We start from the raw sequence: 25,886 nt of genomic DNA, 5'->3' as shown, positions 1-25,886 counted from the left end.
TGTTCCTTTGTAAGCAACATAGTCTTTAATTTTTAAAAGTTTTACATTGTGAGAATTTGCAAAACTAATAAAGTTTTTAGACTATGTTGTTTTTATCGCTCAGACACACTTTTTGTATCACTATCGAACCCGTCGCTGCAAATTACTTAGTCGCTCCTTATAAATTAAATTTTAGGCAGCAAAACAATCAAAATTTTGCCGGAAAAGGATTCGAAGAATAAAACGCAAAAGCTCATTCTTGAGTTTTTCCATCATTTTCTTCAGATTCCATGCAGTTGCCGCCATCAAGGCATTAACTTGAATGCCTTTTTCGCCTAACAAGTAGTTTTGCTCCATTCGGAAATCAGTTTTCAAATGTCCGATTATTGGTTCAATGGCCGCTCTTGCCCTGCATTTTTTACGTTTTTGCTGTTTTTGATAATTTGTATCGTTCATTTTTGGTTTGCCAGGGGTTATAATCTGAACGCCTTTTATTTGACTTTTCCCCTTGCCACCCCGATCGTACGCCAATTCCTGCGGTAATTTCAAGTTGTTATTTTCCATTTGATTAAGCAATGGCTCTATGGTATGCCCATCAAAGGGGTTTTCAACAAAAGCCTGAATTGCAGTAATGATTTTCTTCCCCTTTTTGCCCGTGGTTATCAGTCCCACTTTGTTCCCAAACTCGTATGGTTTATGAGGCTTGCCCTTGGCAATGCAACGGGTAAACGGCTTATGAAGACTGTAAATCTTGTTTGAATCCTCTTGCTGCTGAGTCACTGCTCGCTTGTAAAGATCAAAATCATTTTCGTATTTCTTTTTCTGCATTTCACTCATTTTGCGATCCAGCTCTCGCAATTGAGTATTGGCTATGGTTTTCAAGCGCTTCTTTGCCTTACGTGCTTTTTTGGCACGTTTGGGATGTTTACCGTTGTAGGTATCTCTAACCAATTGTTTGCTTTCACGCGTGTAGCGCTGACGTTGTGTAATCCCTTCTTTTTGAGCGATTGCATTACACTTGTCAATCACTTTTTTACACAGCTTGGCATCTGTAGGAAAAGTGGTGTTATTCTCCTGAACCGTCGTATCCGATAATACAAATCTTGACTTGCGGGATACTTCAACACCATGCAACTTTACACTGTAGGCAAATATCTTGGCGATTCCATCTTCCCCAACCCGGTTGCGAAAATGAACAAAATCACTCGGGTCAAAAGGAAACTTATGCTCAAAATGCACACCGCCACAGAAATACTGAAAATAAACATCTCTAACCCAGTATTCCGGTATACGTTCATCCCCCAGATTGTACAAGTGCTTCAATATCAAACAACCTACCATCAGTCGTATGGGTACGCTGGGTGCTCCTTTGTCTGAATAATAAACTGAAAACTCTCGTTCAAAATAAGACCAATCGATCTTTTTTGACAATAATGCCAACTCATGCTTCATGTCAATAAAATCTTCCAACATTGGACGAAATAATTCTCGCTGACCTTTTTCTGGTAATTTGCCTATCATAAAATTGATTTTTTTGCAGGGTTTTACTCTACAAATATACGAAATACTGCAAATACAAGCAAGTGTTTATCGATTTATTTTGCTGTGTGTCAACAATATATATCACTCATAAGGAGCGACTACTTATTAAGTTCGCAAAACCAACTGCGACCTATATATGACCCCAATCAACGCCCCGTCATTGCGAACGAAGCAATGACGGGGCGTTGATTGATTATTTAAATAAAACGATTATCTTTATGCAAATTAGAAACCATATTTATGATATGCACAAATTAATTAACAGAGACATACAATCATTTGTAAATGAGAATTTAAGCATATTCCCTGCAGTTACAATTTTAGGTCCGAGACAATGTGGTAAGTTCACTTTAGTAAAAATGTTGTTTCAGGATGCAGATGCTTATCTGTATTTGGATCTCCAAAATCTGGATGATTTGAATAAGTTAAAAGAACCGGGGCTGTTTTTCCAGGCTAATCAGCACTTGACAATCTGTTTAGATGAAATTCAGTTAATACCGGAACTTTTTTCTGTATTACGAAGTGAAATAGACCGGAGCCGTCGTCCGGGGCGATTTATTTTGCTGGGTTCAGCTTCGCAGGATCTCATACAGAAAACATCGGAATCGTTAGCCGGGAGGGTTGGTCTCATCGAACTGACTCCATTCACCATTGCGGAAGTAGAGCAAGATACGAATTTTGAATTGAATAAATTCTGGTTACGCGGAGGTTATCCCGATAGTTATCTCGCGTTGTCGGAACAAGGAAGTGAGCTTTGGAGAGAAAATTTTCTTCGAACATACGTCGAAAGAGATATTCCGCAACTTGGATTTCAAATCCCGTCTCTGCAGCTTCGTCGGCTTCTGACTATGTGCGCACATATCCAGGGACAATTATTTAATTCTTCGAAATTAGGAGAGTCGCTGGGTGTTACCTATCAGACTGTTCGCAGGTATATTGATTTGATGGAACAAACTTTTATTATTCGTTCGTTACCTCCGTATGAGAAGAACATCAAAAAACGCTTGATTAAATCTTCTAAAATTTACGTCAGAGATAGTGGCTTGTTGCATCGTTTGCTGCAAATAAGCGATTTCAACTCCCTGATGGGTAATCCGGTTTTCGGCTCATCGTGGGAGGGATTTGTAATCGAAAATATTATTTCTTCCCTGCATGATTGTAAGTTCTCTTTCTACCGCAGTGCCGTGGGTGATGAACTTGACCTGATTATCGAGAGAGCTAACCGGACAATAGCTGTAGAGTGTAAAGCATCATCGGCACCACAGGTTACCAAAGGTTTCTGGAACGCGATTGAAACTGTTCAGCCGGATAAAACATATATTGTTGCACCGGTAATGTCGTCGTACCCGTTTAAAGAACAAGTAGAAGTTTGTGGATTAAGCGATTTTTTAAAAAAGGTGGTATTGGATTTGTATTAAGGAGTATCTCACTGTGTGTCAACAATATATATCACTTATAAGGAGCGACTAAATACAATATTGAAACTTGTTGTTTGACCCTGGAGGAGATGTGAGGGATTAATAAATACTTGATATTCTGGAGGAAACTAAAAACAGTCGATGTTCATGATTATTTCAACAATTAATATTTCTTTATATTTTTACTACAGGTACAGTCTCCCAATCAATTTGCCTCACCGCAGTCTCAACATCGACAAAATCAAAATCAGTAAGCCAGTTATCTAATTTCTTCTTTGCTCCGCTCAAGCCTACATATGCTTTTAACCTTCTCATCATTGGGAGTTCTTTTATCATAGGTTGTGCAGCATCAAAATCACGTGGATGTAAATAACTCATCACATAGCCGGATTGTGACGTCCAGCGTTTAATCAGGTTATAAGAAAACAACCTGAAATACCCTCCTCCGCTGAAAATAACAGGAACTCCCAACATATTATGATAATTAATCGGTAATTCCTTTAATTCAATGCCATTATACTTTAACAGGGAGGGGACTGGCTCTGTGTAAGTAGGTAATCCGCCATGCGCCCTTGGTGCCGGAAATACCGAGCTATCCACTTCGATTCCGTTTTTCACCAACACTTCAAATGCCCATTTGTTATCTTCTCTGATGGAAAATCCGGGGGCACGGAAGTATTTTACCTTTTGCCCGGTGATATCTTCCAGCGTTTTTACCGAAAATTCAACATCTTTATTGAATTCCTTTGGCGTTTGTTCATATACCAGTTGATGCATGCGGGTATGTGTTCCAACCTCATATCCTCTGGCTACAATATCTCTGATAACTTCAGGATAAGTTTCGGCTATCCAACCCAAACAAAAAAAAGTTGCCTTTTGATTGTGCTTCTCAAGCATCGCGAAAATCCGTTCCATGTTTTCATGGATGCGGGAGTCATAGTTTTTCCACTCTTTGGCTGTTTTGGTGGATTCGTTGTCTAAGAGGTGAAACCACTCTTCTATGTCGAAAGTAAGGATGTTCATATTCTATGTTTAGTTAATTATTTCCCAATATCCACCTTTGCCACTACCAATTCGCTCCAGCTTACCATTTTCTTTTAGTTTGTCCAAATCTCGCTGGATTGTTCTGCTCGAAACACCAAAATGTTCAGACAACTCTTGTGCTGATAATTTATTATTTCTTTTTAATAAATCTATGATTTTTTTTAATCGGTTATCTACGACATTATCTACGACATTATCTACGACATTATCTACGACATTATCTGTAACATTATCTGTAACATTTTCTATGTAACTATTATTCTCAGCAAAAACAGTTGCTGCAAATCCTCCCGGGATTATTTCGAATAATGGTTGTTTCAATCCATAATCGACAAACATATTGCGTACACGTTTTATTCCAGTGCCGTATTTCTCAATCCAGCCCATTTCTTTTACAATTTTCGCTATCTGACGATTTCGGGGAGTAGAAACATAATTATTTGTCAATAATTGTTCAATTGTAATTGACTCCGGAAGACCTCCCGGGTTAAAAAATAAAATATGATCGGGAAATATCTTTACAATACTATCGGCGGATGAAGTATAATCACGGTGAATAATCATATTAAGAACCAACTCCCTGATACCTTCAAGCGGATATTGCCAACGTTGGATGTTTTCAACTTGCTTATCCGTAATAATCAATTCCTTATTAATGTGTTTCCTGACAAAAGACATTACTTCATCAACTTGTGTAAGAATATCTCCTGAATTGGTAACATCATCTTTTATAACAACTTCGGAAGCAAAAAAACCAAGTTGAATGGTTGTAAACAGATTGTCTTCTTTGCAAAACATCAGATAACATCCATTTGAGATTCTATTTTCTCCGAGCATAAGCTCATTTTTCACGAGAAATTCTTCTGCTGATTCAAAATGAATATTTGAGTTACGTTGCATAATAATATTCATCACCTTCTCAACCTTCTCAAAAGATATATCATCCTTTGTTTTCCCTGGACGAGGATAATAATCCCAGCTCGAATTGACAGTTTGTAGGTGCATGTTCGACACCTCATTCACCGATAACAAATGATTTGAATTCCCGACACGTTTGTAATATCTTCCTCGTGTTGAAACGGGCTTAATCGGATATTCCATAACTGAAAACGCCACTATATTATTGTCATTGACAAAATGAACCTCTACGTCTGGAATAATCTGCGGTACCGTTTTATTCTTTACTTCATTTATCCAGTTTTGAATGGTTTCTTTCCCAATTTTAACACCAAAGACATCACCCTTATCCGAAATCCCAATATAAACTGCGCCTCCCTTTGCATTCGAAAAAGCAACAAGGGTTTCTATGACATCTTCTTTGAATGATGTTTTAAACTCTGAATGAAGTCCTTCTCCTGCTTGAAGAATATTTTGGAGGTCTAACATAAATGGTGTAATTGCTGTATAGCTCAGAACAAAATATTGGATTTAAACAAATTACAAGAAACACTCATTTTCTTGGTGTTATTTCTTTCACTACTTTGGCAGGACGACCCGTTGCGATTGTCCATGCCGGAATATCTTTAGTTACCAGGGAACCAGCACCAACAATTGCACCCTCTCCTATTGTAACTCCCGGCATTATCATGGAATTCATTCCAATCAAACATCCTTTCTTTAAAATAATCTTTCTCTTGTTATAACTTAATTTGGCATAATCATCACTAATATGATAATCACTTAAATCCCGCTGATGACAAAGCAACAAGCACCTGTTGGCAATATGAACATGATCTTCCATTTCTATTAGATGAGTATTTGTCATATCTACCCACACTTCATACCCAATAAAACAATCCTTACCTACTTTAGCTCCCATCCAACGCCATAAGACCGGACGAATTTTCCTGTAGTTCAAGGGACTTAGCAATACAGAATACATACAGTATTTTAACAAAAAGGCATTACGAATATGCCGTAAACCAGAAACAAACATTCTCCATAAACTAATTTGACCATATTCTTCTTCCGAGAAGTTTAATCCCAAACTTCTCAATAATCTATACGTAAGACTTAATTTCGTCATCAGTTTTCGTTTTGTTCAATTATTCCACATAAATGTTCTATACATTTTTCTTTATCAAAATGTAATTCATAATATTCTCGCCCATTATATCCTAATGTCTCAAAAAATGCTTTATTCGTAATTACTTTTTCTTTTATCATATCTGCAAATGCGACATAATCACCTCCATCAACGACATAACCACACGCTGCTTCTCTTATAATTTCAGCCCCACCACCATCAATCATTGCAACTACAGGTTTACCTGCCGCCATATATGACTGCAAACGTGCAGGAACAACTTGTCTTAAATGTGGAAATTCACCTTTTAATGTTAACAATAAGGCATCTGCAGCTTGATAAAAAGCCGGGATTGACTCAAAGGGATACCTCCCAACTGTATATACAATGTTTTGAAGATTATTTTGTTCAATAAAATTGTCAAGCCATTTTTTCATACTCCCGTCACCAACAAAAATCCATTTTATTTCATCTACTTCTCTTAACAAAAGAACTGATCTCATAACAGCATCCAGATTTTGAGACTTACCTAAATTCCCTGCCATTAAAATTTTAAAACCATCAGGTAGGACCGGAATAGGATAGTTCGAATCCATTTTAAGTATATCCTCACTCCAGTTTGGAAAATACTCAATCTTATTTGAATAATTCCCTTTGGGTTCTATTAAATTCCGGAACCCTCTGGAACTAATTAGTATCTTATCTGAGTTATTGTACATGAACTTAACTATTGAGTCAACAAAATTAAGTAATCTCTGGCTCTTAATTCCACCACCTGATTTCATAGCATCAGGCCAAATATCAAGCACCCAAAAATAGATTGGAATTCTTTGCATCTTCTTAACTAAAACGGCAGGGTACCCCTGAGTTATGGGAGATGTCTCATGTACAATAATACATTTATACTTCGTAACTAAAGACAATAAAAACGCCCATACAGAACCAAAAAAAGCAAATGTCAAGTAGTTAAATACTAATTCGATTCCACTTCCCCGGCCTCTTGGCGTTTGCAAAGCCCTAAAAACCCTGACTCCTTTAATTTTCTGATATCGCTTTTCAAAGACGCCATATCCTTTATAATATTTACCTTCCGGATAATTCGGGATACCTGTAAGCACATCTACTTTATAACCCTTCTTTACAATTTCAAAAGCAATATCATTGCTTTTGAAATTCTCAGGATAAAAATATTGCGTAACTAAAAGTATTCTCATTAATCAGATATTTTTCAAATCTATCACAAATGAATTCCCATCAACTTTTTTTAAGGCTCTGCCTGAAAAAACAATCTTCGAAAAGTTATTTGAAACATTATATTCAGGAAATCTGATAGAGCCAAATTGGAATAATTTGAATGAAAGGATATCTTTTTCAAACCCACATATACAATCCCAATGAATTCCATCCGAACTCGTCCAGAGATATGACTTCATATCTTTATTTACTTTTGAAGGCTCCACCGTTGTTGATAATAAAGAATAGGCATCACTTTGAACACTATATATACATGACCCCTGAATTTCCTGCAAAACAGTTATTTCCAACGTTTCTCTGTCAAAGCATTTTATTTGATTTTTTATATACTGAGAATCAGTCGCATAAACAATGTGATTTTCGTAAAACAGCAATCTACACGTTCTGAACTCCTGTCCACCCCTAAAAACTATATTAAAAGTACTAAATTCATCATCCGTGTAACCAATAATACATTCATCTTCTCTATCTCCAGTCACAACCCACAAATAATCTGTGAATTTGTCGTAGAAAATCCCATGAATATGATTAATCATGCCTTGATCAAAAGTGTATGCAATATTCCAATTTTCACCATCATCTTCTGATTTATATAGATGGACTGGTAATTTTTCGTAATTAGAGAAATATTCTCCAAAAAAAATTGAGCCGTTCCTACTTTGACATAATGATAAAGGACGAGTTCCTCTTGGTACGTTAAATGACTTTTCGAAAATGTGAGTATTGGGATTGTATTTATAGATTCCTTTTTTTGAAATACAGAGAATGGTATTGTCATTAAATACATATAAATTCCTTATTTCGGCACGAAACAATCGTCTGGTCAGGAAGAACTTTGCAAACAATGACATTATTTTGCCTTCATTCAATCGTGCAAAATAGGTCCATCTATTTGACTCAATATGATACTTGTATAACTTGTATCCTCTTGCACCAATCCAAAAATAGTCTGATACGTATAAAATAAAAAAGTTTCTGACCTTTAGTGCCTTTAACTTTTTACTAAAATAATCTGAGAAAATGTTCGTGTTAATGAATTTTACCATGATAAATTTTCCATTCAAAAAATCACTTCACCGGATGACAAATTATTGTTAATGATTATCAGACTTATAAGAAACATCAAAATGAATTATTTGCCATTAAAGCTAAAAATTTATGATATAGAGTTTAATTAACTATTAAATTATTTGTTTGTGTTAAACAACGAGTAAAAATCAACTTTATCAAACACCTGTAATTTACCTCCTATTGTAGCATCATAAATTTCCCTGTTATTTTTTTCATATACCTTTTTTGATAATTGATATGCATACTCTTCAACATCATATGATGGTGCATCCCACACCATACCTTTTTTATAATAACCTTTTATAAAATGATTATCCTCTTTCCCATCGCTAACTACAGCTTTTCCTGATTTTAAATTTGTATCATAACTGTGGTCTTTGCCAATAATATAGACCTTTGAGAATCCCATGAAAAATGCGAGCTGAATACACGTAAACGTGACAGACGCACCATTACCAGTTTGATGCTTTGATATGTCTTTAGGAAAACTTATACTAAAACCGACTTTAACAAAATGCTGATTAACTTTTTTATCAAATAAGTTTCTTTGATTCCAATTGTAGAAAACAGGGATTTTAAGTTCATTAAAATCTTCCGCGAATTGTCGTAATTGACATTTTTCATCAATAGTAGCTAAATAGGTCGGAAGAAATCCTTTCTCTTTTTCAAGTAAATAAATTCTGTTCATTCCAATTGTATATTCATTTTTCAACAAATCAAAATCAATGTGTTTTAAACTTGGACCGTTAGCAATGATAAAACATCTTTCTCCTTTATGTAAATCCTTAAATGCAGCTAATTTTTGTTTATTTTTTTTTGAGAAACCAAAAGGAAAGTGCCAAGCTATTATATTGGGGATATTATATAATCTTCGTTTTAACAAATTATATAAACGTTCAAATGACATCTTTTTTATGGCACTTAAATATCTTCTAAAATTAATTGTGATACTATTCATCTAAATTATTTATTTATTTTATCCATTTCGTTTTTCGCGTTTTCTCCCATAAATAAAAAATCAGTGCTAAATGCTAAGAAATTATATCCTTCATCAATCTTTTCTTTTAACTTTTTAATTTGCGGATTAATTACATGAAACCCCATAGATATTTTCTTGGTTTTACATATCTGTTTAAACTTTTCTAATAAATCTTTTACATTTTCTTTGTCATATTCACCAGGAAAACCTAAAGATCCGGAGAGGTCATATGGACCAATTATTGTCCCATCAATACCTTCAGTTTCAATTATCTCATTTAGATTATTTATTCCTTCATAGTGCTCAATTTGTGCAATTACAACAAGATGCTTTTTAATCCACTGTTTATATGAATTAAATCCAAAGCCATAATTTTGGGCTCGGGCGAGACCAACACCTCTAGTTCCTTCTGGTGGATATTTTGCATATGAGACTGCATTTCTTGCATCCTGAACGTTACAAACCATAGGAACAATAATTCCATCGGCACCAGCATCCAGTACCCTTTTGATAACAACTTCTTCATTTTTACTCACTCGTACCAAAGCAGCCATGCCTTTAGATTGTATTGAAGTAATTAAAGATTGAACCATAGAAAAATCTATAGTAGTGTGTTCAATATCTATCACTAACCATTCAAAACCTGCATTTGCAAGTATTTCAGGAATAGCAGGATGACCAATAGTTATCCAGGAACCAATTGTCAGTTCTTTATTTTGTAGCTTCTTTTTTAAACTTGTATTTTTCATAAATTCAAACTTTAAATTTCATTTTATATTTCAGCAAATACTGTTACAGCACCTCCATTACCATCTGCAACAAAAAGTGGAGCAACAATTGCTCTTATAATTCCGGTGTTAATATGTTTAAGTGACATGTCTTCAATGATTAGTATTTCTTTTTGCTTATTTGATGGACATAAGAATTCTCTGTGACTCTCTCTCCCAACTGCCCTGTGTTGCCATGAAGATAAAGATATAAAATCAAATCCAACACATCTTAATTTTGGAAAATTCAGACGGAAAAACTTTGCCAAATCAGGACTTAAACCCGGGTTTTCTTCCCAATACCTCTTAGTCCCCCTATATTGCTCAAAGCCTGTTCTGATTAACAACAAATCAACCTCAGGATTATGGTTAAGTCCATTAATAAAAGAATCGTTACTTATTAATGAACCAGAATTACAAGCAATATCTATCAATACTACATTATTAAACACAAAATCCTGAATTGGATATTCATGTGTTTTCCTGCCGTTTTCACAAAAATGAAATGGTACATCAATGTGGGTGCCTATGTGATTATTTGAAAAATGCCAAGTAGATGTATTTGCAGAATCACCGTTTTTTATGGATGAATTAACATTTATTGTTAAACAATCTTTATCTCCATATGATGGAGTTTGTTGATTCAAGATATGTGATAGACAGAGGTATTTACTCATTTTTCATTTTTCGATGTAATAGAAATTCAGCCCAGTAGAAGTCTTCAATATCATCAATATCAGCAGCCTCTAATCTATCAATTGGGAACATAAGTGGGTTTGATCCTAATCTGTTTTTTATTTTTTTATTTGTTTCTTTTGAAAATATATAGAAACATGAGTTCTCCTCATAAATAGGTTCCAAATCTTGTGTTCTGATTAAATGTTTTGGATCATGATTAATTCCTGTTCCATCAGGCCAATAAAAACGTGTTTTGACTACTGTAACAGAAAAAAGAGCATCATGCTCTTTTTGGCTGAAAAATGTTTCAATGCCCTTGTCTATTGTTTCAGTTGTTAATAAGGGGTTTGTGCTGTGGGTTTGAAGATAATACTCCCCGGTTGTTTGACAAAGATCGTATTCTATCAAAGGTTGAATACTAACCATATCACCCAACAAAAAATCCGGTCTTTTTAATATCGTAACTTTGAAATTCTTTTGCGCACTTTCAGCAATTTCATCTGAGTCCGTATTGATAATTATTTCATCAATATATTTACTTTTAGATAAGGTTTCCATTATCCAATGAAATGCTGGTTTGCCTGCAAGTGGACGAATATTTTTATTTGGAACCCTTTCTGAGTGTCCTTTCATAGGGACAAGAGCCTTAATTTTAGGGATTAACATTGATAGATACCTTAATAGTAATTTTCTTAATTAATTCAGATTCTGTAATAAAATGTTGTGGACTATGACCATCTTCCGGGAACATAATTGCAAAGATACTATTACCAATATCCACATTCGTTCCTTGTAAGGATGGTTTTTTATAAAATGTACGGTCATTTTCTTCATCATATGGGATATTCACATCCATTTGATCAATTGGTGACCATTTAACTCTCTCAAGACCTCTGATCGGGTATTGAATATCAATTACATATTTGTGGGCTTCATATCCTCTTTTAAAACATGCAACTGTTGAATACTCTGTCACTAACGCCTTAACTCTTTCATTAATTTTGTAAGTTCCTAATTCAATTTCAGTTTTTGCATTTGCAATAAATTGAAGTCCTGCAAAAATATCAGCAGAAACCCCCTTATAGATTTCAATGTTTTTAATATGATCTAATATCATTTTTTTACTTGTTTGTTACGAAAACATTCATAAGTTTTTTTTCTATATCAACAAATTTATATTTTACCTTTCCTCCAGCTGCTTTTACTAATGCAATACCTGCCGCAACATCCCAAAAAGCAATATTTTGCTCACTATATGCTTCTACTGATCCATTAGCAACTAATGATAAGGACAAAGCAGCAGATCCTAAAAGTCTAATTTTTTTATATTCTTTTACAGTTTTGATAAAATCAACTATTGTTTTATCTTCGAAAGAAAAATAAACTGGAAATCCTGTAGTAATAACAGAATTCGACTTTTTATAAATATCACTCACATGAATTTTCTTTTTATTAACAAATGCCCCTTCACCAACAATTCCTTTATACATTTTGTTGTGATTAAAATCATAAATTACACCCAAAATGGGTTCGTTTTTATTCCAAAGCGCAATTGATATGCAATTTAATGGAATATCTCTGGAGTAATTTAATGACCCATCTAAAGGATCTACAATCCATAATAAATCAGAGTTATGATTCATTTCAAGTAAACCAGTTTCTTCACTTAGAATATTTATGTTAGTTTCTTTTAAGGAGTCTATTAAAATTTTTTCAGAATCAATATCTGCTTGTAATTTTATATCCTTTCCTGAAGAACTATTGATTTTCTTCTGCTCATACTTGACAAGGATTTCTCCCGAAAGTAACGCAGCTTTTAGCGCTTTGTTTAATAATTCAGCATACATAATTACTGCAAATTTAAAAATTCTTCATCTTTAGACAAATAATTTACAATCAAATGATCATAAATCATGTGTAAATCTTCAATCGGGCCATAATCCCCTTTTGGATTTTCTGTATAAAGTGAACAACTGCACACTTCTTTTAACTTACCTCCAGTGAACCCGATGAATCCAATAGATGTCCCACCATGTTCATTAGCATATTGTGCTGCACGAACAACATTCTCTGAATTCCCACTGGCTGAGATACATATAATTGCATCTCCCTTTTGGAAGTGACCTTTTAGTTGTTCTGTAAAAATATCATCAAAAGTCGTGTCATTCCCTACGGCAGTAATCATTGGAATGTTATCAGTCAACGCTCTGACTTTGGGTCTGAACTTTGTAAAATATCGCACGAAGAAACTGAAATCCGCTTGTATGTGGGATGCAGTTGCTGCACTCCCCCCATTTCCACAAACATATAATGTATTCCCACTTTTGAAAGTTTTTACCATGATATTAATGACTTTTTCTAATTCATTCATATCAACCAAGTCTAACAATCTGTTAAGTCTTGTTCTATAATCTTCAAAAAACAGCTTTAAAGTATTGGTTCTATCCATATTGTAGTTGTTAAAAGTCTTTTTGTTCATAAATCTTATCAATAATTTTCATCAATTTAAGTGCATCTGTTGAATTACCGATTTCAATGTTTGTGTCATTTTTAATCGCGTTAAAAAAATGTTCCATTTCATATCTCCAACTGTTATTGTTGGAGTATTGCGTTTTAATCTCATCTTTCCAAGTTGCAGCTGGAGCTGTTGACCGGTTTTTTGCAATAGACAACACTTCTTCCCCATATGACATAGTTGATGTAATGAGACCATTCAATACCATATATCCTTTTTCCATGAATATTTCCAGTGAGAATAAATGTCTCCATTGAGTCATGGTTGAATGTAAACTTGCCACCATCCCGGTTTTTTTGTTTTTCAAAATAGCAAAAGCATTATCTTCTACTTCGAGATTCCAGAATAGATTTGATACTTCTGCTTTAACTGAGTCAAAATCACCGCCAAGATACAAAAATAAATCAAGCATGTGGATACCTTGATCGATTAAAATACCACCGCCTGCTAATTCTTTTTTTGCTCTCCATTCATTAAAATAATCCCCAGTTACACTCTTTCCATAACGGCCACGCATCCACAAAACACGACCATACTCTTTGTTTTGTATGATCTCTTTCATATTCATTATACTATCGTGGTGTCTGTGATTAAATCCGTACATTAATTTTCCACCACTTTTTTTCTCTGCCTGAATTACTTCTTTCATTTCCTTAGCTGTAAAACATGGAGGCTTTTCACAAAAAACATTCTTTCCGGCAAGTAATGATTGAATGGTAAGTTTTTGGTTAAGAAAGTTAGGTGTACATATTATTATAGAATTTATATCCGGGTGATGAATGATTTCATCATGTGTCAAATTTGGAATTGCTTTAAAAGAGTTTCCAATCGATGGCTCAGATATAGCAATAACTTCTGCACCTCCAACTTCATCAATAGCCTGGTGACGTATTCTGCCCATACGACCATAGCCAATAATACCTACTTTATAATTATCCATCTCAATATTGCTTTAATACGTTTATTAAATTCAGTACAGCATCAATTTCCATCTGCAACTTACCCTCACGGGCATATGATCCTAAGTGAGGTGTCAGTACGACATTGTCAAGATCACACAAAGATCCGTTATAAGGCTCCTTTGTAAACACATCAATTGCTGCTCCTGCCAGATGACCATTTTTCAGAGCGTCATATAATGCTTCTTCATCAACAACTCCCCCTCTCGAAATGTTTATAATAAATGCTCCTTTTTTCATCATACTTAATTCTTTTCTTCCAATCACCGGTGATTTATCTTTGTTGCCTGGTATGTGCAAGGTGATGATATCTGCCATTTTTAGGACATTCTCAAAAGAATTCAAATTGACACTGTTTTCAGTAGCCCATTGTTCGTCAGGGTATAAATCAAATCCAATAACCGGGTTCCCAATACCACGAAACAGTCCGGCAACCATTTTCCCAATTCTTCCTAAGCCGATTACACCAACCTGCTTCTCATAAATCAGGTTTCCGATCTGCTTTTTCCATTGCTTGTTTTTTATTGCAGCATCCGCCTGAGGAATTCTTCTTAAAAGTGATAGCGTCATACCCAAAGTCAATTCAGCGACGCCTCTGGTTGGTCCATCAGGGGTATTTACAACCATTATTCCTTTTTGTTTCGCATACTCAATGTCAACATTATCCATCCCAACACCAACCCTGCTAATACACTTCAAATCAGGTAATGCGTCCATCACTCTTGGAGTTAGCGGCTCAACTCCTGCAACAATTCCAACACAACCTTGTGCAAGTTCGATGACTTCATCTTCAGTCAATTTCCTGCCATAAGGATTGTTGATTATTTCAAATCCATTTTCTTTTAAAATATCAAATGGTTGTGGTCCTACTTCTCCCATTGATGATGGGGAGGTTAATATTTTTTGTGTCATTTATTTAGTTTTAATAAAAAATTGTGCAAATTAAATCCTTGTGTTTTATAATTAAAATTTTTATTAGCTATTTCTTTACCTTTTTCTCCAATAATAGATGCTTCAGGATCACCTAAACATTTGTATAGTTTGTTTGCAAAATCTTCAACTGAATCAGGTTCTGCTATATATGCTGATTTTTCATCTAAATAAACAGGTATTTCTCCAACACTTGTTACAACCACCGGATTGCCAGTTGCCAAATACTCACCAAGCTTTGTCGGGAATCCTCCCTGTGCCTGAATATTGTTGGGACGGGCCAAGCACAATGCATAAGCATTACACAAATAATTAGGCATCTCATCTTTGTGAATTTTCCCGGTGAATATTACATCATTCTTGACACCTAATTCACTCACTAATTGCTTTAATTCATCTTCTTTTATTCTATCCTTCTCTGAACTAACAGAGCCAATAATGACTAATTTCAGATTACGTTCTTCGTTATTTAATTTCTCTTTTACTTTTGCGAAAGCTTTGATTAGTATCGGGACACCATCTTTGTCATTTTGTCCAAGACTTCCGCAATAGGCTATATATTTAATATTTACGAGTTCAGAAGGAATAGAGGGTTTCTTCTCAAAGCGTTCCATTTCAACAGTCATTGGGACATGAATGAAGGCTGCTTCTAATTTTGAATACTGTTTATAATATTTGATCAGAACAGATGTCATCACAATATAAGCGTCAAAAAACAGATGAAACCATTTTATATAGAATTTGTTAAACCAATTTGGGTATTTCCGGGGAGTCCTGACTACATGTGGATATTCATCAATAGCTAATATAAATTTTGTTTTTGTTAATTTACACATCGTCTTTATAACTAGATTTGAAACGATGTTAGAGGTAGATGAAATAATGTAATCATATTTCATTTTTCTTGAATCATAAAGAAAAAGAAAAAGAAAATTAAGGAAACCAGAAAACACCCATATTCCCCGAATGAACTTGTTTTTTGACCTGAAAATTGAAAACGGAGTATAATGATAATTAATATTATTATAATTTCCTTTTTTGTTTTTGTTTAGTCTATTGTTTTTATTCTCTGTTGGACGTAAACAATATACTTTTATTATGTTGCCTTGTTCTTCTAACCCTTTTGCTAAAGTGAAAACTCTGTTTGTTGTTGCACCACCGCTCGGAAAAGAAATATTTATGTTAAAACCAATTTTCATTTTAATATTTTATATAGAGGATAATATTGTCTTATAATGGTAATTTTTTTCTACTGTTATTTCTCCGGTATAATGCCTATATGCACCTAACATATATAAAAAAATTGCCATTACTAATGCAACCCTTTTTATTAAGATCGAACTCCTTTTTATCATCATATTTGGTATTACCACAATTAAAGCTGGAGCAAAATAAAGTGACAAACGAGCTAAATTTATAATTATTAAAGAAATTGGAGAAATTATCATAAATACAGCTGCTAGTCGATAGAATACTCGATCAGCAGGATTGTCTTTTTTTGCCTTAAATAATATAATTACATATAAAATTGTATTTGCAATTAATCCAAAACCGGAAGAAATTGTATTAGCCTCTTTATCTTGAATATAAAAATTGTATTTTGGTAAAAAATTGATTACTATATATTCAATTGGTGTTAATAAAATTTCCCCAAAAAATAACACTATAAAATACAATCCTAAGTATATTATCGGCTCAGTTCTTGAAATACGTTTATTCGAAATCACAAAATAAAGTGGAAATAATAACACTGCACTATAATGAAAAAGAATAGCAATAATTATGAATAATGAATATCTAAGAATATCTCTATTTATTAAATATTGAATTGCATAAATAAACGAAAAAATTGCTAACGCTTGTCTTAAACCAGAAATATTTCTTACAAGCAAGGAAGTATGAAAAATTAAAATAAACAACGATAACCAAAGATATTTATAGTTCACATGTTTAACAATTAATTGATAATATACAATACAAAATATAAAACTCTGAAAAGCAATGAAAAAGTAGAAGTTCGTAAATGAAGAAAACACCTTGTTTAAATAAATATACCCGAATTCCATTGTTTGTCCAAATTGATTGACATTAGCCAAACGGTAAACCTCAGACCAATTACTTCTTTTAATATCATCAAATATATTATAATAATTCATATAATCATTACCAAAGTCATATCTTAATGCTAGGTAAAAGAATAATATTATGAATGACACAAATAGATACCTGGGATTTCTTGTTAATGAAACCAGATAAGCAAGAAATACGACAACAACTCCAACAACAAACGTAACTAACATATTATATCGTTATCAGGTGAACGAAAACTTTTTAAATATTCATCCCAATTCCCAATATCTATCCACGATCCTTCACTAATTGGGAATACACCAACTCTTCTATTTTCCTTGTATAGTTTCTCTATTAAATTCGTAATATGAAAGAAGGTGCCAATTGGAATTTCTTTTATCAGATGAGGTTCCAATATATAAAGACCTGTGTTAATTTTAAAATTATAAACAGGCTTTTCTGTTATATAATCAACTAAACCATTTTCTTTTGTCTGAATTGTTCCATAAGGAATCTCCATATCTTTGATTGCAGCAACCATGGTTAACTCATTTTTGTTCTCCCTATGATAACGTAATACTTCGGCATAATCCTGATCAACTATAATGTCACAATTCGAGACAAAAAAAGTGGTTGCTATTTTCTCTTTTAATAAATGTAAACTGCCCGCTGTCCCTAAAGGTTTTCTTTCCTGAAAATAATGAATTCGATAATTTAAATTATTAATTGATTCAAAATAGTATTTAATCATATCTGCTTTGTAATTCAGAGAAATGTAGAACTCTGAACATCCACTTCCAACAAATCTATCCATTATATTCTCAATAATTGTTTTATCACCTATTGGAATTAATGGTTTGGGTAGAACATTTGTTAAAGGGGCTAAACGGGTACCTTTACCTCCTGCCATAATTACAACCGGTAAATTTAATTTATCGACAGAGATATTGTGTTTCTCTGAAAATAGAGTATCCCATAAAATAACATCAACAATATCATTATCCTCATTTATAATCGGCATAAACTCATTACGTCTTTTTAACATTGTCCGTTTAATCTCAGACAAATCATCAGATGAATGTGCTACTTTAACATTTTCTCTTAAGATTGTCGAAACCGATTGATTCAAATCGATATTGTTTATTATAGCTCTTTGAATATCTCCGATGCTTATTAGGCTATAATATTTAAAATTATTAATTACAATTAGTAGTTTACGTTTCGTTAAATCCATCTTTTTTAACACAGATATTATTGAGTCAGATGAATTTACGCACAAACTAAATAATTCTTTTTTCATAATTTACTGTTTTTTGCAGGACTTCCAAACCAGACTTCATTATCAGGGATATCTTTTGTAACAACTGACCCCATCCCTATAACTGATTCTTTCCCTATTGTTCGTTGTTCTCGTATAATCACTCCAGAGTATATTGTAACATTATCTTTTACCTTTACTGAACCAGCTAACATTGTATTCCCCGTTATCCATACATTCTTACCTAACACACAATTGTGAGCAATAAAACACAATCCATTCAATTTGGACCCATCTCCGATTATCGTATTCGATAAAGCACCACGAGCGATTTGACAGTTTGCTCCAATTTCCACATCATTTCCTATTTCCACTCCTCCAAAATGAGGGAATTTAACTAATGTACCATCTTTCAGCCTATTACAACCAAGACCGTCTGTTCCAATTACGGTACCAGCATGAATCAAACAATTATCTCCAATAATAACATTATCATAGATTGTTACATTAGCATGGATAATAGTATTTTCCCCGATGACACATTTCCCTACAACGCAATAGCTGTCAATAGATACTGATGACGCTATCCGGGCCTCAGGATGAATGGTCGTATTTTTACTTATCCCTATCTCAGGTTTTACAGAAAAGAACTTATTCGCAACCATAGAAATGACAAGACGGGGATTATCTACTTGAATTAACACTTTACCAGCATCCAATAGATTTGGAGAATAGGTTATAGATGGATCACAAATAATAACTCTGGCAAGTGAGTTCTCTGCAATTTCTTGCTTGTTTATATGCGATGAATTTATCCAGTCCAATGTATACTCGTCCGTTTCTTCAATAGGTTTAATATAAGCAACTGCCCTATTTTCAAATGAACCCTTAACCTGAATAATATGATCTCCCAGAAAATTAATTATGTCTGAAACTAGAATCTTAAACATACTCATATAAATTATTAATAATGAGGGAACTCCTCCAAGTTAAACAATAAATTCTCAGGTATTGGTACTCCATGAAAATAGTGATTAATAACTGCATAATAATTATCTACAATTCTTTTAGACGATAATGTATTATTAAACTCTTTCTCAACAATTCTTTTTGCATTTTCAGTTATACTTTCTGAAAGTCCGGGATTGTTCAATAAGTTTATCATGTTTACTGATAAGGTTTCAATGTCCCCTATTTCTCCCAATAAAACAGACTGACCATCTTTGTTTAGAAAAGGGGTACCACTTGTCTTATAGGTGATTACCGGCAAACCCAGAAGAATAGCCTCAATCACAGAGCTGGGAATTATGTCTATTTTAACGGGTAATACAGCTATGCGGGATTGAACAATGTGCTGATGCATGTCAGAATGAACAGGAAAATAATCATCAAAAATTATATTTTCTGTAAGTTCCAATGCATTGATTTTCGAGATTAATTCATTTTTATAATCTTGTTGGCATGTACCAACAATATTTAATGTAACATCTGACTTATATTTCTTCACCAAACTTAATGCTTCAATCAAATCTTCAACTCCCTTTTGTTTAGCTAGTCCTGCAAAGAACACATAATCGTATTTTTTAGGGCATTGTTTTATTTGTTTCGGAATTTCAATAGGGAAAATATTTTTCATTATTATGGCTTCCGGATTGTGCTGTATTATCAAATCCCTGTGCATTCTTCCCTGACAACCATAATATCGTATTTTAGCATGGATTTTTAATTCTAATTCCCAATTCAACTGAGGAATATAATTACTGTACTGATATCTTATCGGGTTAGAAAAAACAGTCTGAGCAGACACATAAACGGGGATTCCTTTGATGTCAAGAGCTGTTATCGAATAATAAGGATTCTCTGTCCCAATCAAATTGACAATATCGGGTTTGATTCTTTTGATTAACCTGTTCACCATAAATCTGTTTTTTAAAAACATTGATTGAAATTTTCCTTTTGCAGGAATAGTCATATGAATAAAAGGTAAATCCGGTTTAAAGAAATGATAAAACACACCTCTCATTTTAAAATTATAAAGAAGGGGTTTCATCCCTGACATTGGAGCAATTACATGGAGTTCAATGTTTTTAAATTTTTCAAACTCCTTTATCTGATTCGTAATCCATGGAGCAAAATCATTGTACTTATATGCTGAACGACCTAAAAACGTTCTCAATGTATTAATAAGTTTTCTTTTGGATAGGGGAATTTTGCTCCTGATTTCTTTATTAGAAAAATGACAAATCCAAACGACTCTAATATTTTTATCCATATAATGTTCTTTTATTATCTGTATTTTTTTTCAACTTAAACCAAACATATCCTATGTTCAGAATAATTAATGGTACAAACGAGAAAACATATACCCAAGCACTACCTATAAACCCAAAATACTGAATTGAGAAGTAATACATCACAATAATTACAATTGCACTTACAGCTTTGTTAGTCAATTCTACTTTAGGATATCCGTATGCAATTAAAATATTTGAACTAAAAATATATAATACAGTTATTATTGCATTTATTGACAATATTCTAGCAAATATATAAGCGTCTGTATAACGATTATAGGTTAGTATAAATAGAATCGGTTTGGCAAATAATATAAACAAAACAACAATTATTGTTGTCAACAAAACAATCATCATGACAAGCTTGATAACTTTTTTTGTATTATTTTCCGCAACGGCCTGATATAAATCCGGCTCAAACGTCTGGTATAGGGCCGTATAAAAAATAGAAAGATAATTTACCGTACTTAAAGCGATCGAATATAACGCATAATTTAGCGTGTCATTTAATTTAAGCAACATTGAACGATCAATTCCTGTCAGTAGATAGTTTAAAATAGCTGATAATGAAATTGGCCATCCGAATTTTAACGCTTCAAAAAAAATCCTTTTGTCAAATTGAAACTTTGTTGACAAGTTTCCAATACTATATATTGCAACAATAAATGAAACTATTAATGTTGCTGCGAACTTACCGACAGCTCCCCACTTAAACCATACTACAAAGAGCACTGCAAGTAAAGATGCAAACAATGCGTTTGAAATAGTTACTTTAGCATATGCTTTAGCATTTCTTGTCATCCTGCAATTTACCTGATACAGTAATAGGAAGTTACTAAAAAAAACTTGTCCAAAACATAGAAATGCATATGGAAAATATTCGAAGGAGGAACCAATAGCCTTTTGAAAAAAGTAAAATAGAATCAGCAAACTGATTAATGATAGAACTCCAACTATAGATAAAGAAATCACAATTGTATCGGTTACCTTATCACGATCCTCTTCTTTTATCTTAAAAAATACACGTAAATAATATGCTATAAATGAAAAGTTTAAAACAGGTTGTACCAACGATATAAAAGAAGAGTAAAAGCCTATTACCGCAAAATCTTCAGGAGAAAGATTTTTGGCTAAAAATGGACTGATTAAAACCCCAACAACTGATGACAGCACACTGGAGAAAAGATATAATGAGAAATTTCTCCAGTATTTATTGATTTCTTTAAACCTGTTTATTATCGAAATCATATATTTATGATTATCATATTTCTCATTTTTTGCATCAACCTGTTGCAAAACTATTCACTTTTTCTTTACATTATAACTTTAATTTGGAAGAATAGAATCCCTCTGCCCGTTTCACACCTATTATTTTTCCATAATATGTTGATGTCGCATCCAGAAATTCATACCAATCATCTCGCCATTGACTTTTATATATACTTAATGCTTCAATTTTTTTATCCCAAGTATCACTTATATCAACAAACACATTAGGTGTAAAAAAATCATTTAAAAAATAATTGATCTGTCCCATTAATAGATTTGGAACTCTACGACTTGCGGCTATTGCAAGTCTTGAAGCGATCTCATGATCATGATGTACATCCTTATTATGAGGATAAATGATAGTATCTATTGTGTTTTTATTAATAATCTCTAATAATTTCACAACAATATCGTCCTTGAACTCAAGGTGAAGATTTTTGTACCCTAGATTATATTGTTTATAACCTATGAACTCTGCAACCTTCATTTCTTCTGATTTGGCATCGTTTTTACTCCTATAAACATCCCCATTGGGCAGAATTAACTCTCCATCAGTTAAGTTTACAACAAATACTTTTTTGCCTTCCTTTTGCCACTTAATAATAGTGCCACCAGCCATAATTTCAGCATCATCGGCATGTGCTGAGACTACTAGTATGTTATTCATGCTTTATTAATTTTACATTTTTGCATCTAAATATTTTCCTTTTTCCACATATCCAAAATCAGGTATCATTTCAAAAAACAAATCAACCAATTGTTCTTTAGTCCATTTGCCGGTTCGTTTAAAGTCCTGAATTGTCTTGGTGAAATGTTCTTTCAGTTGAGCATCGAAAACCGCTTCATTTTTAATGATTCCTAAATTTTTAAAGCGATTCATATCGAGTATTTCATTATCAGTAAAGAATTCTTCAAAATCTTTTTCTCCTGTTGTGTCGCTAGGTGTAAATAAGCATGGCCATTGTTTTTTTTCTGGTAGCGTATGTACTAGTTCTCGCGCTTCGTCTTCGGTTTGACACAAATAGGGTTCGTAACCAATCGTTTTCAGATAACGAACGGCTATTTCTGAAAAGGTAATGAGATGCAAGCTTTCGTTCAATTTTGGAAAAAAAATGTCTCGGTTTTCCCCAAAAATAGTTGACATCAAACAAAGCTCTCCAGATTCTTTAGGTGTGACAAAGTAACGTTTCACGTCGTTGGGTGCTACAATAGGTTGTCGCTTTTGGATTCGTTGATTAAATCCGTGCAACAACGAGCCATCGGAAAAAGCCACATTGGCAAAACGAGCAGTTGAAATACTTATTTGCTCACTCAGCTGCATCAGGTACATTTCCATAATTCGCTTAGAAGCACCCATCATATTCGCAGGATTCGCAGCCTTATCAGTAGAAACGCAAAAGTACTTTTTCACATTCTTTTCAATGGACTGAAGAATTGTTTTTTCAGTATTGAAAATGTTTACATCAATCATTCTCATCAAGGTGTAAGGGTCTTTTTCACTTCTTACGTGTTTTAATGCAGAAAGATTAAGTACGTAATCGTATTTACCGTCTGCATTCCAGAACACATCATACTCTTTCGACCCACAATCAAGCGCAAAGGTCTGGAAATCACCATCAATATAGCCATATGAACTGCGAATATCACGTACCAGTTCCACCACATTGTTCTCGCTAATGTCAACTACATGTAGTTTTTGAGGACTTCGTTTGAATATTTCTTTGGTAACAGCTTGCCCAATGGAACCAGCACCTCCAATAACAAGGAATCGAGAAGAGTTTACAGCTTCTGAGAGTTCCTTTTCGTGAACTGCAATATCTTCTGTAAAAAGTTCTTTACTCCGACCAATTAATGATAGAATATTCATAATTATAGTTTAAAGATATTATTATTTGTCTCTTTTACCATATTCCTCAAGTCCACAATTAACCTCGCATGTGATTTAATTAACTCCAAATCAAACACCTTGTGATTAGTGGTCAGCACAACACAATCGGCTTCGTTTAACTCTTCCCTGGTTAATGAGACCGACTGAAAAGTAAATCCTTTATGTGTTCTAACCGAGGGGATATATGGGTCATGATATGATACTATACCTCCTTTGTGATTCGTAATATCCATAATTTCCAGGGCTGGTGATTCCCGCTCATCGTCAATATCGGGTTTATACGCTACTCCGACAAACAAAATCTTACTTCCATTAACCGCTTTTTGCTGACTATTGAGAGCCGTGGCAATTTTAATGTACATGTAATGTGGCATACGCATGTTGATATGGCCGGCAGCATGAATCATGCTCAGGTCGAAATCATACTTAGATGTATAGAACTTATTCGCTATTTGCATTTCGTACCACATAATAACCACCAGTTTTTGCAGCTCCACTATATTCAATTTTCCTTTCTTCCCGCAATTGTTTTATCCAACGTTCCAAAGTACGTCGATTAACATCAAAATACAAATGTAATTGTTTTGAGTTCAAACCGGGGTTGTTTCTAATAATTTCATATAAATTATTTACACCGACATTTACACCGACATTTACACCGACATTTACACCGACATTTTCTGTAATCTTATCGGTGCTTATGGTTGAATTTGTAAAAGATATTTTTTGTTTTTCATATTGAAGCTCTGCAAGAAAGCCACTCCCTACTTCCTTGTATTTTATTGTCATTGTAGGATATGAAAGAATTTCCTTTCTTATTCGAATATAGCCACTTCCGTACTTTTCAATGTCTTTGGTAAGATAAAAAGCCTCTGCAATTAATTTGTTTCGCATATGCGATTGATATGTATCAGTACTAAGCTCTTCAATAGTAAGATTGCCAAAAAGTTTACCCGGGTTGAAAAAACTGATACTTTGATCAAATATCTTTATTTGAATATCAACAGGACTTGTATAGTCCCTGTGAATGATGGCATTGAGCACCAATTCTCGAAGAGCGGGTATCGGATATTCAAAAATTTCGTTACGTTGAGTTGTTTCACCTGTAATTTCGAAAGCCACCTTTATTTGCCCGATGATATAGCGCATGGTCTCCTCTACGACTTCGAACAAAGTCCCCCGAAGTATTTTGTCATCTATTATCAGGGATGGAGTTTTAAATCTACCGACGTGCACATTGTATAACAAATCTTCTTTTGCAAAAAGGAGCATGGCTGCATTTGTCGGAACATTATCAACAATTAACCTGAGTTTACGTAAAGCATCCTCTTCAACTTCGGGCAGCATAAATCGTCCACTGCTATTCACTTTTTGAATAAACTTGTTGACTTTTTCTAAATCCAGTTTATCGATTGTTGCATTTGGATAGGGGTAAGCATCCCATGAAGTTTGAATACTTTTCAGGTGTATTTCTGAAATTTCATGTACACTTAATTGATGATTTGAGTTTTTTATTCGTTTATAGTATCTGCCTTTAAAGGCTACCGGCTTAACAGGATATTCGTTTACCCTGATTTCGTAAACAGTTTTACCATCAATAACACGGTCAATAATATCGGGTATCAGCGAAGGTATAGTTTTATTCTTAATTGTATTGAGCCAGTTTTGGACAGTTTCCTGCCCAACTGTTACACCGACAAATTTACCGTTGTCGTCAATGCCAATAAATACAGAACCTCCTGAAGTATTTGAAAACGCGACAACAGTTTCGATGGTTTCGTCATTGAAACTAAGTTTAAACTCAATTGTATCCGATTCGCCGGCTTGAATGAGTTTTTGTATGTTTGTCTTATTTTGCATTTCCAAATTGTACGTGGAGTTAACTTTGTTTTTGTATCTACAACTTAAACACGTTTTCGTCCTCTTCCCCCACCATATTCCTCAA

Annotated in this window: 26 protein-coding genes; 1 reads left to right on the top strand and 25 read right to left on the bottom strand. The window is 33.8% G+C overall.

Going from position 1 to position 25,886, the window contains the following annotated elements; all coding sequences use genetic code 11:
• Positions 1-171: 171 nt before the first annotated feature.
• The gene (locus PHF25_04140; protein MDD4527213.1) at positions 172-1,500 is read right to left on the bottom strand and encodes an IS5 family transposase; all 1,329 of its coding nucleotides are present in this window, start codon (positions 1,498-1,500) and stop codon (positions 172-174) included.
• 239 nt (positions 1,501-1,739) lie between these two features.
• Here PHF25_04140 and PHF25_04135 point away from each other — a divergent pair, with 239 nt between their 5' ends.
• Positions 1,740-2,939: an ATP-binding protein gene (locus tag PHF25_04135; GenBank protein ID MDD4527212.1), complete on the top strand. Its 1,200-nt coding sequence runs from the start codon at positions 1,740-1,742 to the stop codon at positions 2,937-2,939.
• A gap of 174 nt (positions 2,940-3,113) precedes the next feature.
• On the opposite strand, the gene PHF25_04130 is transcribed toward PHF25_04135, so the two are convergent.
• From PHF25_04130 to PHF25_04015, 24 genes are all read right to left on the bottom strand, one after another.
• Positions 3,114-3,962, bottom strand: coding sequence for a polysaccharide deacetylase family protein (locus PHF25_04130; GenBank protein MDD4527211.1), 849 nt, complete (start codon positions 3,960-3,962; stop codon positions 3,114-3,116).
• 9 nt (positions 3,963-3,971) lie between these two features.
• The gene (locus tag PHF25_04125; GenBank protein MDD4527210.1) at positions 3,972-5,369 is read right to left on the bottom strand and encodes an ATP-binding protein; all 1,398 of its coding nucleotides are present in this window, start codon (positions 5,367-5,369) and stop codon (positions 3,972-3,974) included.
• Between the two features lie 64 nt (positions 5,370-5,433).
• The gene (locus PHF25_04120; GenBank protein ID MDD4527209.1) at positions 5,434-6,009 is read right to left on the bottom strand and encodes an acyltransferase; all 576 of its coding nucleotides are present in this window, start codon (positions 6,007-6,009) and stop codon (positions 5,434-5,436) included.
• Positions 6,009-7,223 carry a glycosyltransferase family 4 protein gene (locus PHF25_04115; protein ID MDD4527208.1) on the bottom strand — a complete coding sequence of 405 codons (1,215 nt, stop codon included), beginning with the start codon at positions 7,221-7,223 and terminating at the stop codon, positions 6,009-6,011. Before PHF25_04115 ends, PHF25_04120 begins: the two co-directional genes overlap by 1 nt.
• A 3-nt stretch (positions 7,224-7,226) precedes the next feature.
• Positions 7,227-8,309, bottom strand: coding sequence for a hypothetical protein (locus tag PHF25_04110; protein MDD4527207.1), 1,083 nt, complete (start codon positions 8,307-8,309; stop codon positions 7,227-7,229).
• Between the two features lie 140 nt (positions 8,310-8,449).
• Complete coding sequence (locus PHF25_04105) at positions 8,450-9,292, bottom strand: DUF115 domain-containing protein (protein MDD4527206.1); 843 nt, start codon at positions 9,290-9,292, stop codon at positions 8,450-8,452.
• A 5-nt stretch (positions 9,293-9,297) separates the two neighbouring features.
• Positions 9,298-10,062 (bottom strand): aldolase/citrate lyase family protein, encoded by a 765-nt coding sequence (locus PHF25_04100; protein MDD4527205.1) that lies wholly within the window; start codon positions 10,060-10,062, stop codon positions 9,298-9,300.
• Positions 10,063-10,085: 23 nt separating this feature from the next.
• Positions 10,086-10,757 carry a cyclase family protein gene (locus PHF25_04095; GenBank protein MDD4527204.1) on the bottom strand — a complete coding sequence of 224 codons (672 nt, stop codon included), beginning with the start codon at positions 10,755-10,757 and terminating at the stop codon, positions 10,086-10,088.
• Entirely contained in the window at positions 10,750-11,424 is a 675-nt protein-coding gene (locus PHF25_04090; GenBank protein MDD4527203.1) for an acylneuraminate cytidylyltransferase family protein, read from the bottom strand. The genes PHF25_04095 and PHF25_04090 overlap by 8 nt, the downstream gene beginning before the upstream one ends.
• On the bottom strand, positions 11,411-11,875 hold the full coding sequence (locus tag PHF25_04085; GenBank protein MDD4527202.1) for a YhcH/YjgK/YiaL family protein: 465 nt from the start codon (positions 11,873-11,875) through the stop codon (positions 11,411-11,413). The genes PHF25_04090 and PHF25_04085 overlap by 14 nt, the downstream gene beginning before the upstream one ends.
• A gap of 4 nt (positions 11,876-11,879) precedes the next feature.
• Positions 11,880-12,605: an inositol monophosphatase gene (locus tag PHF25_04080; protein ID MDD4527201.1), complete on the bottom strand. Its 726-nt coding sequence runs from the start codon at positions 12,603-12,605 to the stop codon at positions 11,880-11,882.
• 2 nt (positions 12,606-12,607) lie between these two features.
• A complete protein-coding gene (locus tag PHF25_04075; protein MDD4527200.1) occupies positions 12,608-13,207 on the bottom strand; it encodes an SIS domain-containing protein in 600 nt (199 codons plus the stop codon).
• 10 nt (positions 13,208-13,217) lie between these two features.
• A complete protein-coding gene (locus tag PHF25_04070) occupies positions 13,218-14,213 on the bottom strand; it encodes a Gfo/Idh/MocA family oxidoreductase (GenBank protein MDD4527199.1) in 996 nt (331 codons plus the stop codon).
• Position 14,214: 1 nt separating this feature from the next.
• Positions 14,215-15,111, bottom strand: a complete 897-nt coding sequence (locus PHF25_04065) for a phosphoglycerate dehydrogenase (GenBank protein ID MDD4527198.1) — start codon at positions 15,109-15,111, stop codon at positions 14,215-14,217.
• A 29-nt stretch (positions 15,112-15,140) separates the two neighbouring features.
• A complete protein-coding gene (locus PHF25_04060) occupies positions 15,141-16,361 on the bottom strand; it encodes a glycosyltransferase (GenBank protein ID MDD4527197.1) in 1,221 nt (406 codons plus the stop codon).
• Between the two features lie 9 nt (positions 16,362-16,370).
• Positions 16,371-17,462 (bottom strand): EpsG family protein, encoded by a 1,092-nt coding sequence (locus PHF25_04055; GenBank protein MDD4527196.1) that lies wholly within the window; start codon positions 17,460-17,462, stop codon positions 16,371-16,373.
• Positions 17,456-18,532, bottom strand: coding sequence for a nucleotidyltransferase family protein (locus PHF25_04050; GenBank protein MDD4527195.1), 1,077 nt, complete (start codon positions 18,530-18,532; stop codon positions 17,456-17,458). Before PHF25_04050 ends, PHF25_04055 begins: the two co-directional genes overlap by 7 nt.
• Positions 18,529-19,440 carry a DapH/DapD/GlmU-related protein gene (locus tag PHF25_04045; GenBank protein MDD4527194.1) on the bottom strand — a complete coding sequence of 304 codons (912 nt, stop codon included), beginning with the start codon at positions 19,438-19,440 and terminating at the stop codon, positions 18,529-18,531. Before PHF25_04045 ends, PHF25_04050 begins: the two co-directional genes overlap by 4 nt.
• Before the next feature lie 14 nt (positions 19,441-19,454).
• Positions 19,455-20,762: a glycosyltransferase family 4 protein gene (locus PHF25_04040; protein MDD4527193.1), complete on the bottom strand. Its 1,308-nt coding sequence runs from the start codon at positions 20,760-20,762 to the stop codon at positions 19,455-19,457.
• Positions 20,755-22,080 (bottom strand): oligosaccharide flippase family protein, encoded by a 1,326-nt coding sequence (locus tag PHF25_04035; protein ID MDD4527192.1) that lies wholly within the window; start codon positions 22,078-22,080, stop codon positions 20,755-20,757. Before PHF25_04035 ends, PHF25_04040 begins: the two co-directional genes overlap by 8 nt.
• Positions 22,081-22,102: 22 nt before the next feature.
• A complete protein-coding gene (locus PHF25_04030) occupies positions 22,103-22,720 on the bottom strand; it encodes a PIG-L family deacetylase (protein MDD4527191.1) in 618 nt (205 codons plus the stop codon).
• 12 nt (positions 22,721-22,732) lie between these two features.
• A complete protein-coding gene (locus tag PHF25_04025; protein MDD4527190.1) occupies positions 22,733-23,923 on the bottom strand; it encodes a UDP-N-acetylglucosamine 4,6-dehydratase in 1,191 nt (396 codons plus the stop codon).
• Positions 23,923-24,411, bottom strand: coding sequence for a UDP binding domain-containing protein (locus tag PHF25_04020; GenBank protein MDD4527189.1), 489 nt, complete (start codon positions 24,409-24,411; stop codon positions 23,923-23,925). The genes PHF25_04025 and PHF25_04020 overlap by 1 nt, the downstream gene beginning before the upstream one ends.
• Positions 24,383-25,801 (bottom strand): putative DNA binding domain-containing protein, encoded by a 1,419-nt coding sequence (locus tag PHF25_04015; GenBank protein MDD4527188.1) that lies wholly within the window; start codon positions 25,799-25,801, stop codon positions 24,383-24,385. The genes PHF25_04020 and PHF25_04015 overlap by 29 nt, the downstream gene beginning before the upstream one ends.
• Positions 25,802-25,886: the final 85 nt, after the last annotated feature.

The organism is Candidatus Margulisiibacteriota bacterium (assembly GCA_028706105.1).
Lineage (GTDB): Bacteria > Margulisbacteria > Riflemargulisbacteria > GWF2-35-9 > DYQY01 > DYQY01.
Note: the sequence above shows the minus strand (reverse complement) of the source record. Positions and strands in the feature narration are given on the sequence as shown.

Bases quoted from the DNA above. Each gene is read 5' to 3' on its own strand.
- PHF25_04140 (MDD4527213.1), bottom strand. From the start codon at position 1,500: ATGATAGGCAAATTACCAGAAAAAGGTCAGCGAGAATTATTTCGTCCA.
- PHF25_04135 (MDD4527212.1), top strand. From the start codon at position 1,740: ATGCAAATTAGAAACCATATTTATGATATGCACAAATTAATTAACAGA.
- PHF25_04130 (MDD4527211.1), bottom strand. From the start codon at position 3,962: ATGAACATCCTTACTTTCGACATAGAAGAGTGGTTTCACCTCTTAGAC.
- PHF25_04125 (MDD4527210.1), bottom strand. From the start codon at position 5,369: ATGTTAGACCTCCAAAATATTCTTCAAGCAGGAGAAGGACTTCATTCA.
- PHF25_04120 (MDD4527209.1), bottom strand. From the start codon at position 6,009: ATGACGAAATTAAGTCTTACGTATAGATTATTGAGAAGTTTGGGATTA.
- PHF25_04115 (MDD4527208.1), bottom strand. From the start codon at position 7,223: ATGAGAATACTTTTAGTTACGCAATATTTTTATCCTGAGAATTTCAAA.
- PHF25_04110 (MDD4527207.1), bottom strand. From the start codon at position 8,309: ATGGTAAAATTCATTAACACGAACATTTTCTCAGATTATTTTAGTAAA.
- PHF25_04105 (MDD4527206.1), bottom strand. From the start codon at position 9,292: ATGAATAGTATCACAATTAATTTTAGAAGATATTTAAGTGCCATAAAA.
- PHF25_04100 (MDD4527205.1), bottom strand. From the start codon at position 10,062: ATGAAAAATACAAGTTTAAAAAAGAAGCTACAAAATAAAGAACTGACA.
- PHF25_04095 (MDD4527204.1), bottom strand. From the start codon at position 10,757: ATGAGTAAATACCTCTGTCTATCACATATCTTGAATCAACAAACTCCA.
- PHF25_04090 (MDD4527203.1), bottom strand. From the start codon at position 11,424: ATGTTAATCCCTAAAATTAAGGCTCTTGTCCCTATGAAAGGACACTCA.
- PHF25_04085 (MDD4527202.1), bottom strand. From the start codon at position 11,875: ATGATATTAGATCATATTAAAAACATTGAAATCTATAAGGGGGTTTCT.
- PHF25_04080 (MDD4527201.1), bottom strand. From the start codon at position 12,605: ATGTATGCTGAATTATTAAACAAAGCGCTAAAAGCTGCGTTACTTTCG.
- PHF25_04075 (MDD4527200.1), bottom strand. From the start codon at position 13,207: ATGGATAGAACCAATACTTTAAAGCTGTTTTTTGAAGATTATAGAACA.
- PHF25_04070 (MDD4527199.1), bottom strand. From the start codon at position 14,213: ATGGATAATTATAAAGTAGGTATTATTGGCTATGGTCGTATGGGCAGA.
- PHF25_04065 (MDD4527198.1), bottom strand. From the start codon at position 15,111: ATGGGAGAAGTAGGACCACAACCATTTGATATTTTAAAAGAAAATGGA.
- PHF25_04060 (MDD4527197.1), bottom strand. From the start codon at position 16,361: ATGAAAATTGGTTTTAACATAAATATTTCTTTTCCGAGCGGTGGTGCA.
- PHF25_04055 (MDD4527196.1), bottom strand. From the start codon at position 17,462: ATGTTAGTTACGTTTGTTGTTGGAGTTGTTGTCGTATTTCTTGCTTAT.
- PHF25_04050 (MDD4527195.1), bottom strand. From the start codon at position 18,532: ATGAAAAAAGAATTATTTAGTTTGTGCGTAAATTCATCTGACTCAATA.
- PHF25_04045 (MDD4527194.1), bottom strand. From the start codon at position 19,440: ATGTTTAAGATTCTAGTTTCAGACATAATTAATTTTCTGGGAGATCAT.
- PHF25_04040 (MDD4527193.1), bottom strand. From the start codon at position 20,762: ATGGATAAAAATATTAGAGTCGTTTGGATTTGTCATTTTTCTAATAAA.
- PHF25_04030 (MDD4527191.1), bottom strand. From the start codon at position 22,720: ATGAATAACATACTAGTAGTCTCAGCACATGCCGATGATGCTGAAATT.
- PHF25_04020 (MDD4527189.1), bottom strand. From the start codon at position 24,411: ATGTGGTACGAAATGCAAATAGCGAATAAGTTCTATACATCTAAGTAT.
- PHF25_04015 (MDD4527188.1), bottom strand. From the start codon at position 25,801: ATGCAAAATAAGACAAACATACAAAAACTCATTCAAGCCGGCGAATCG.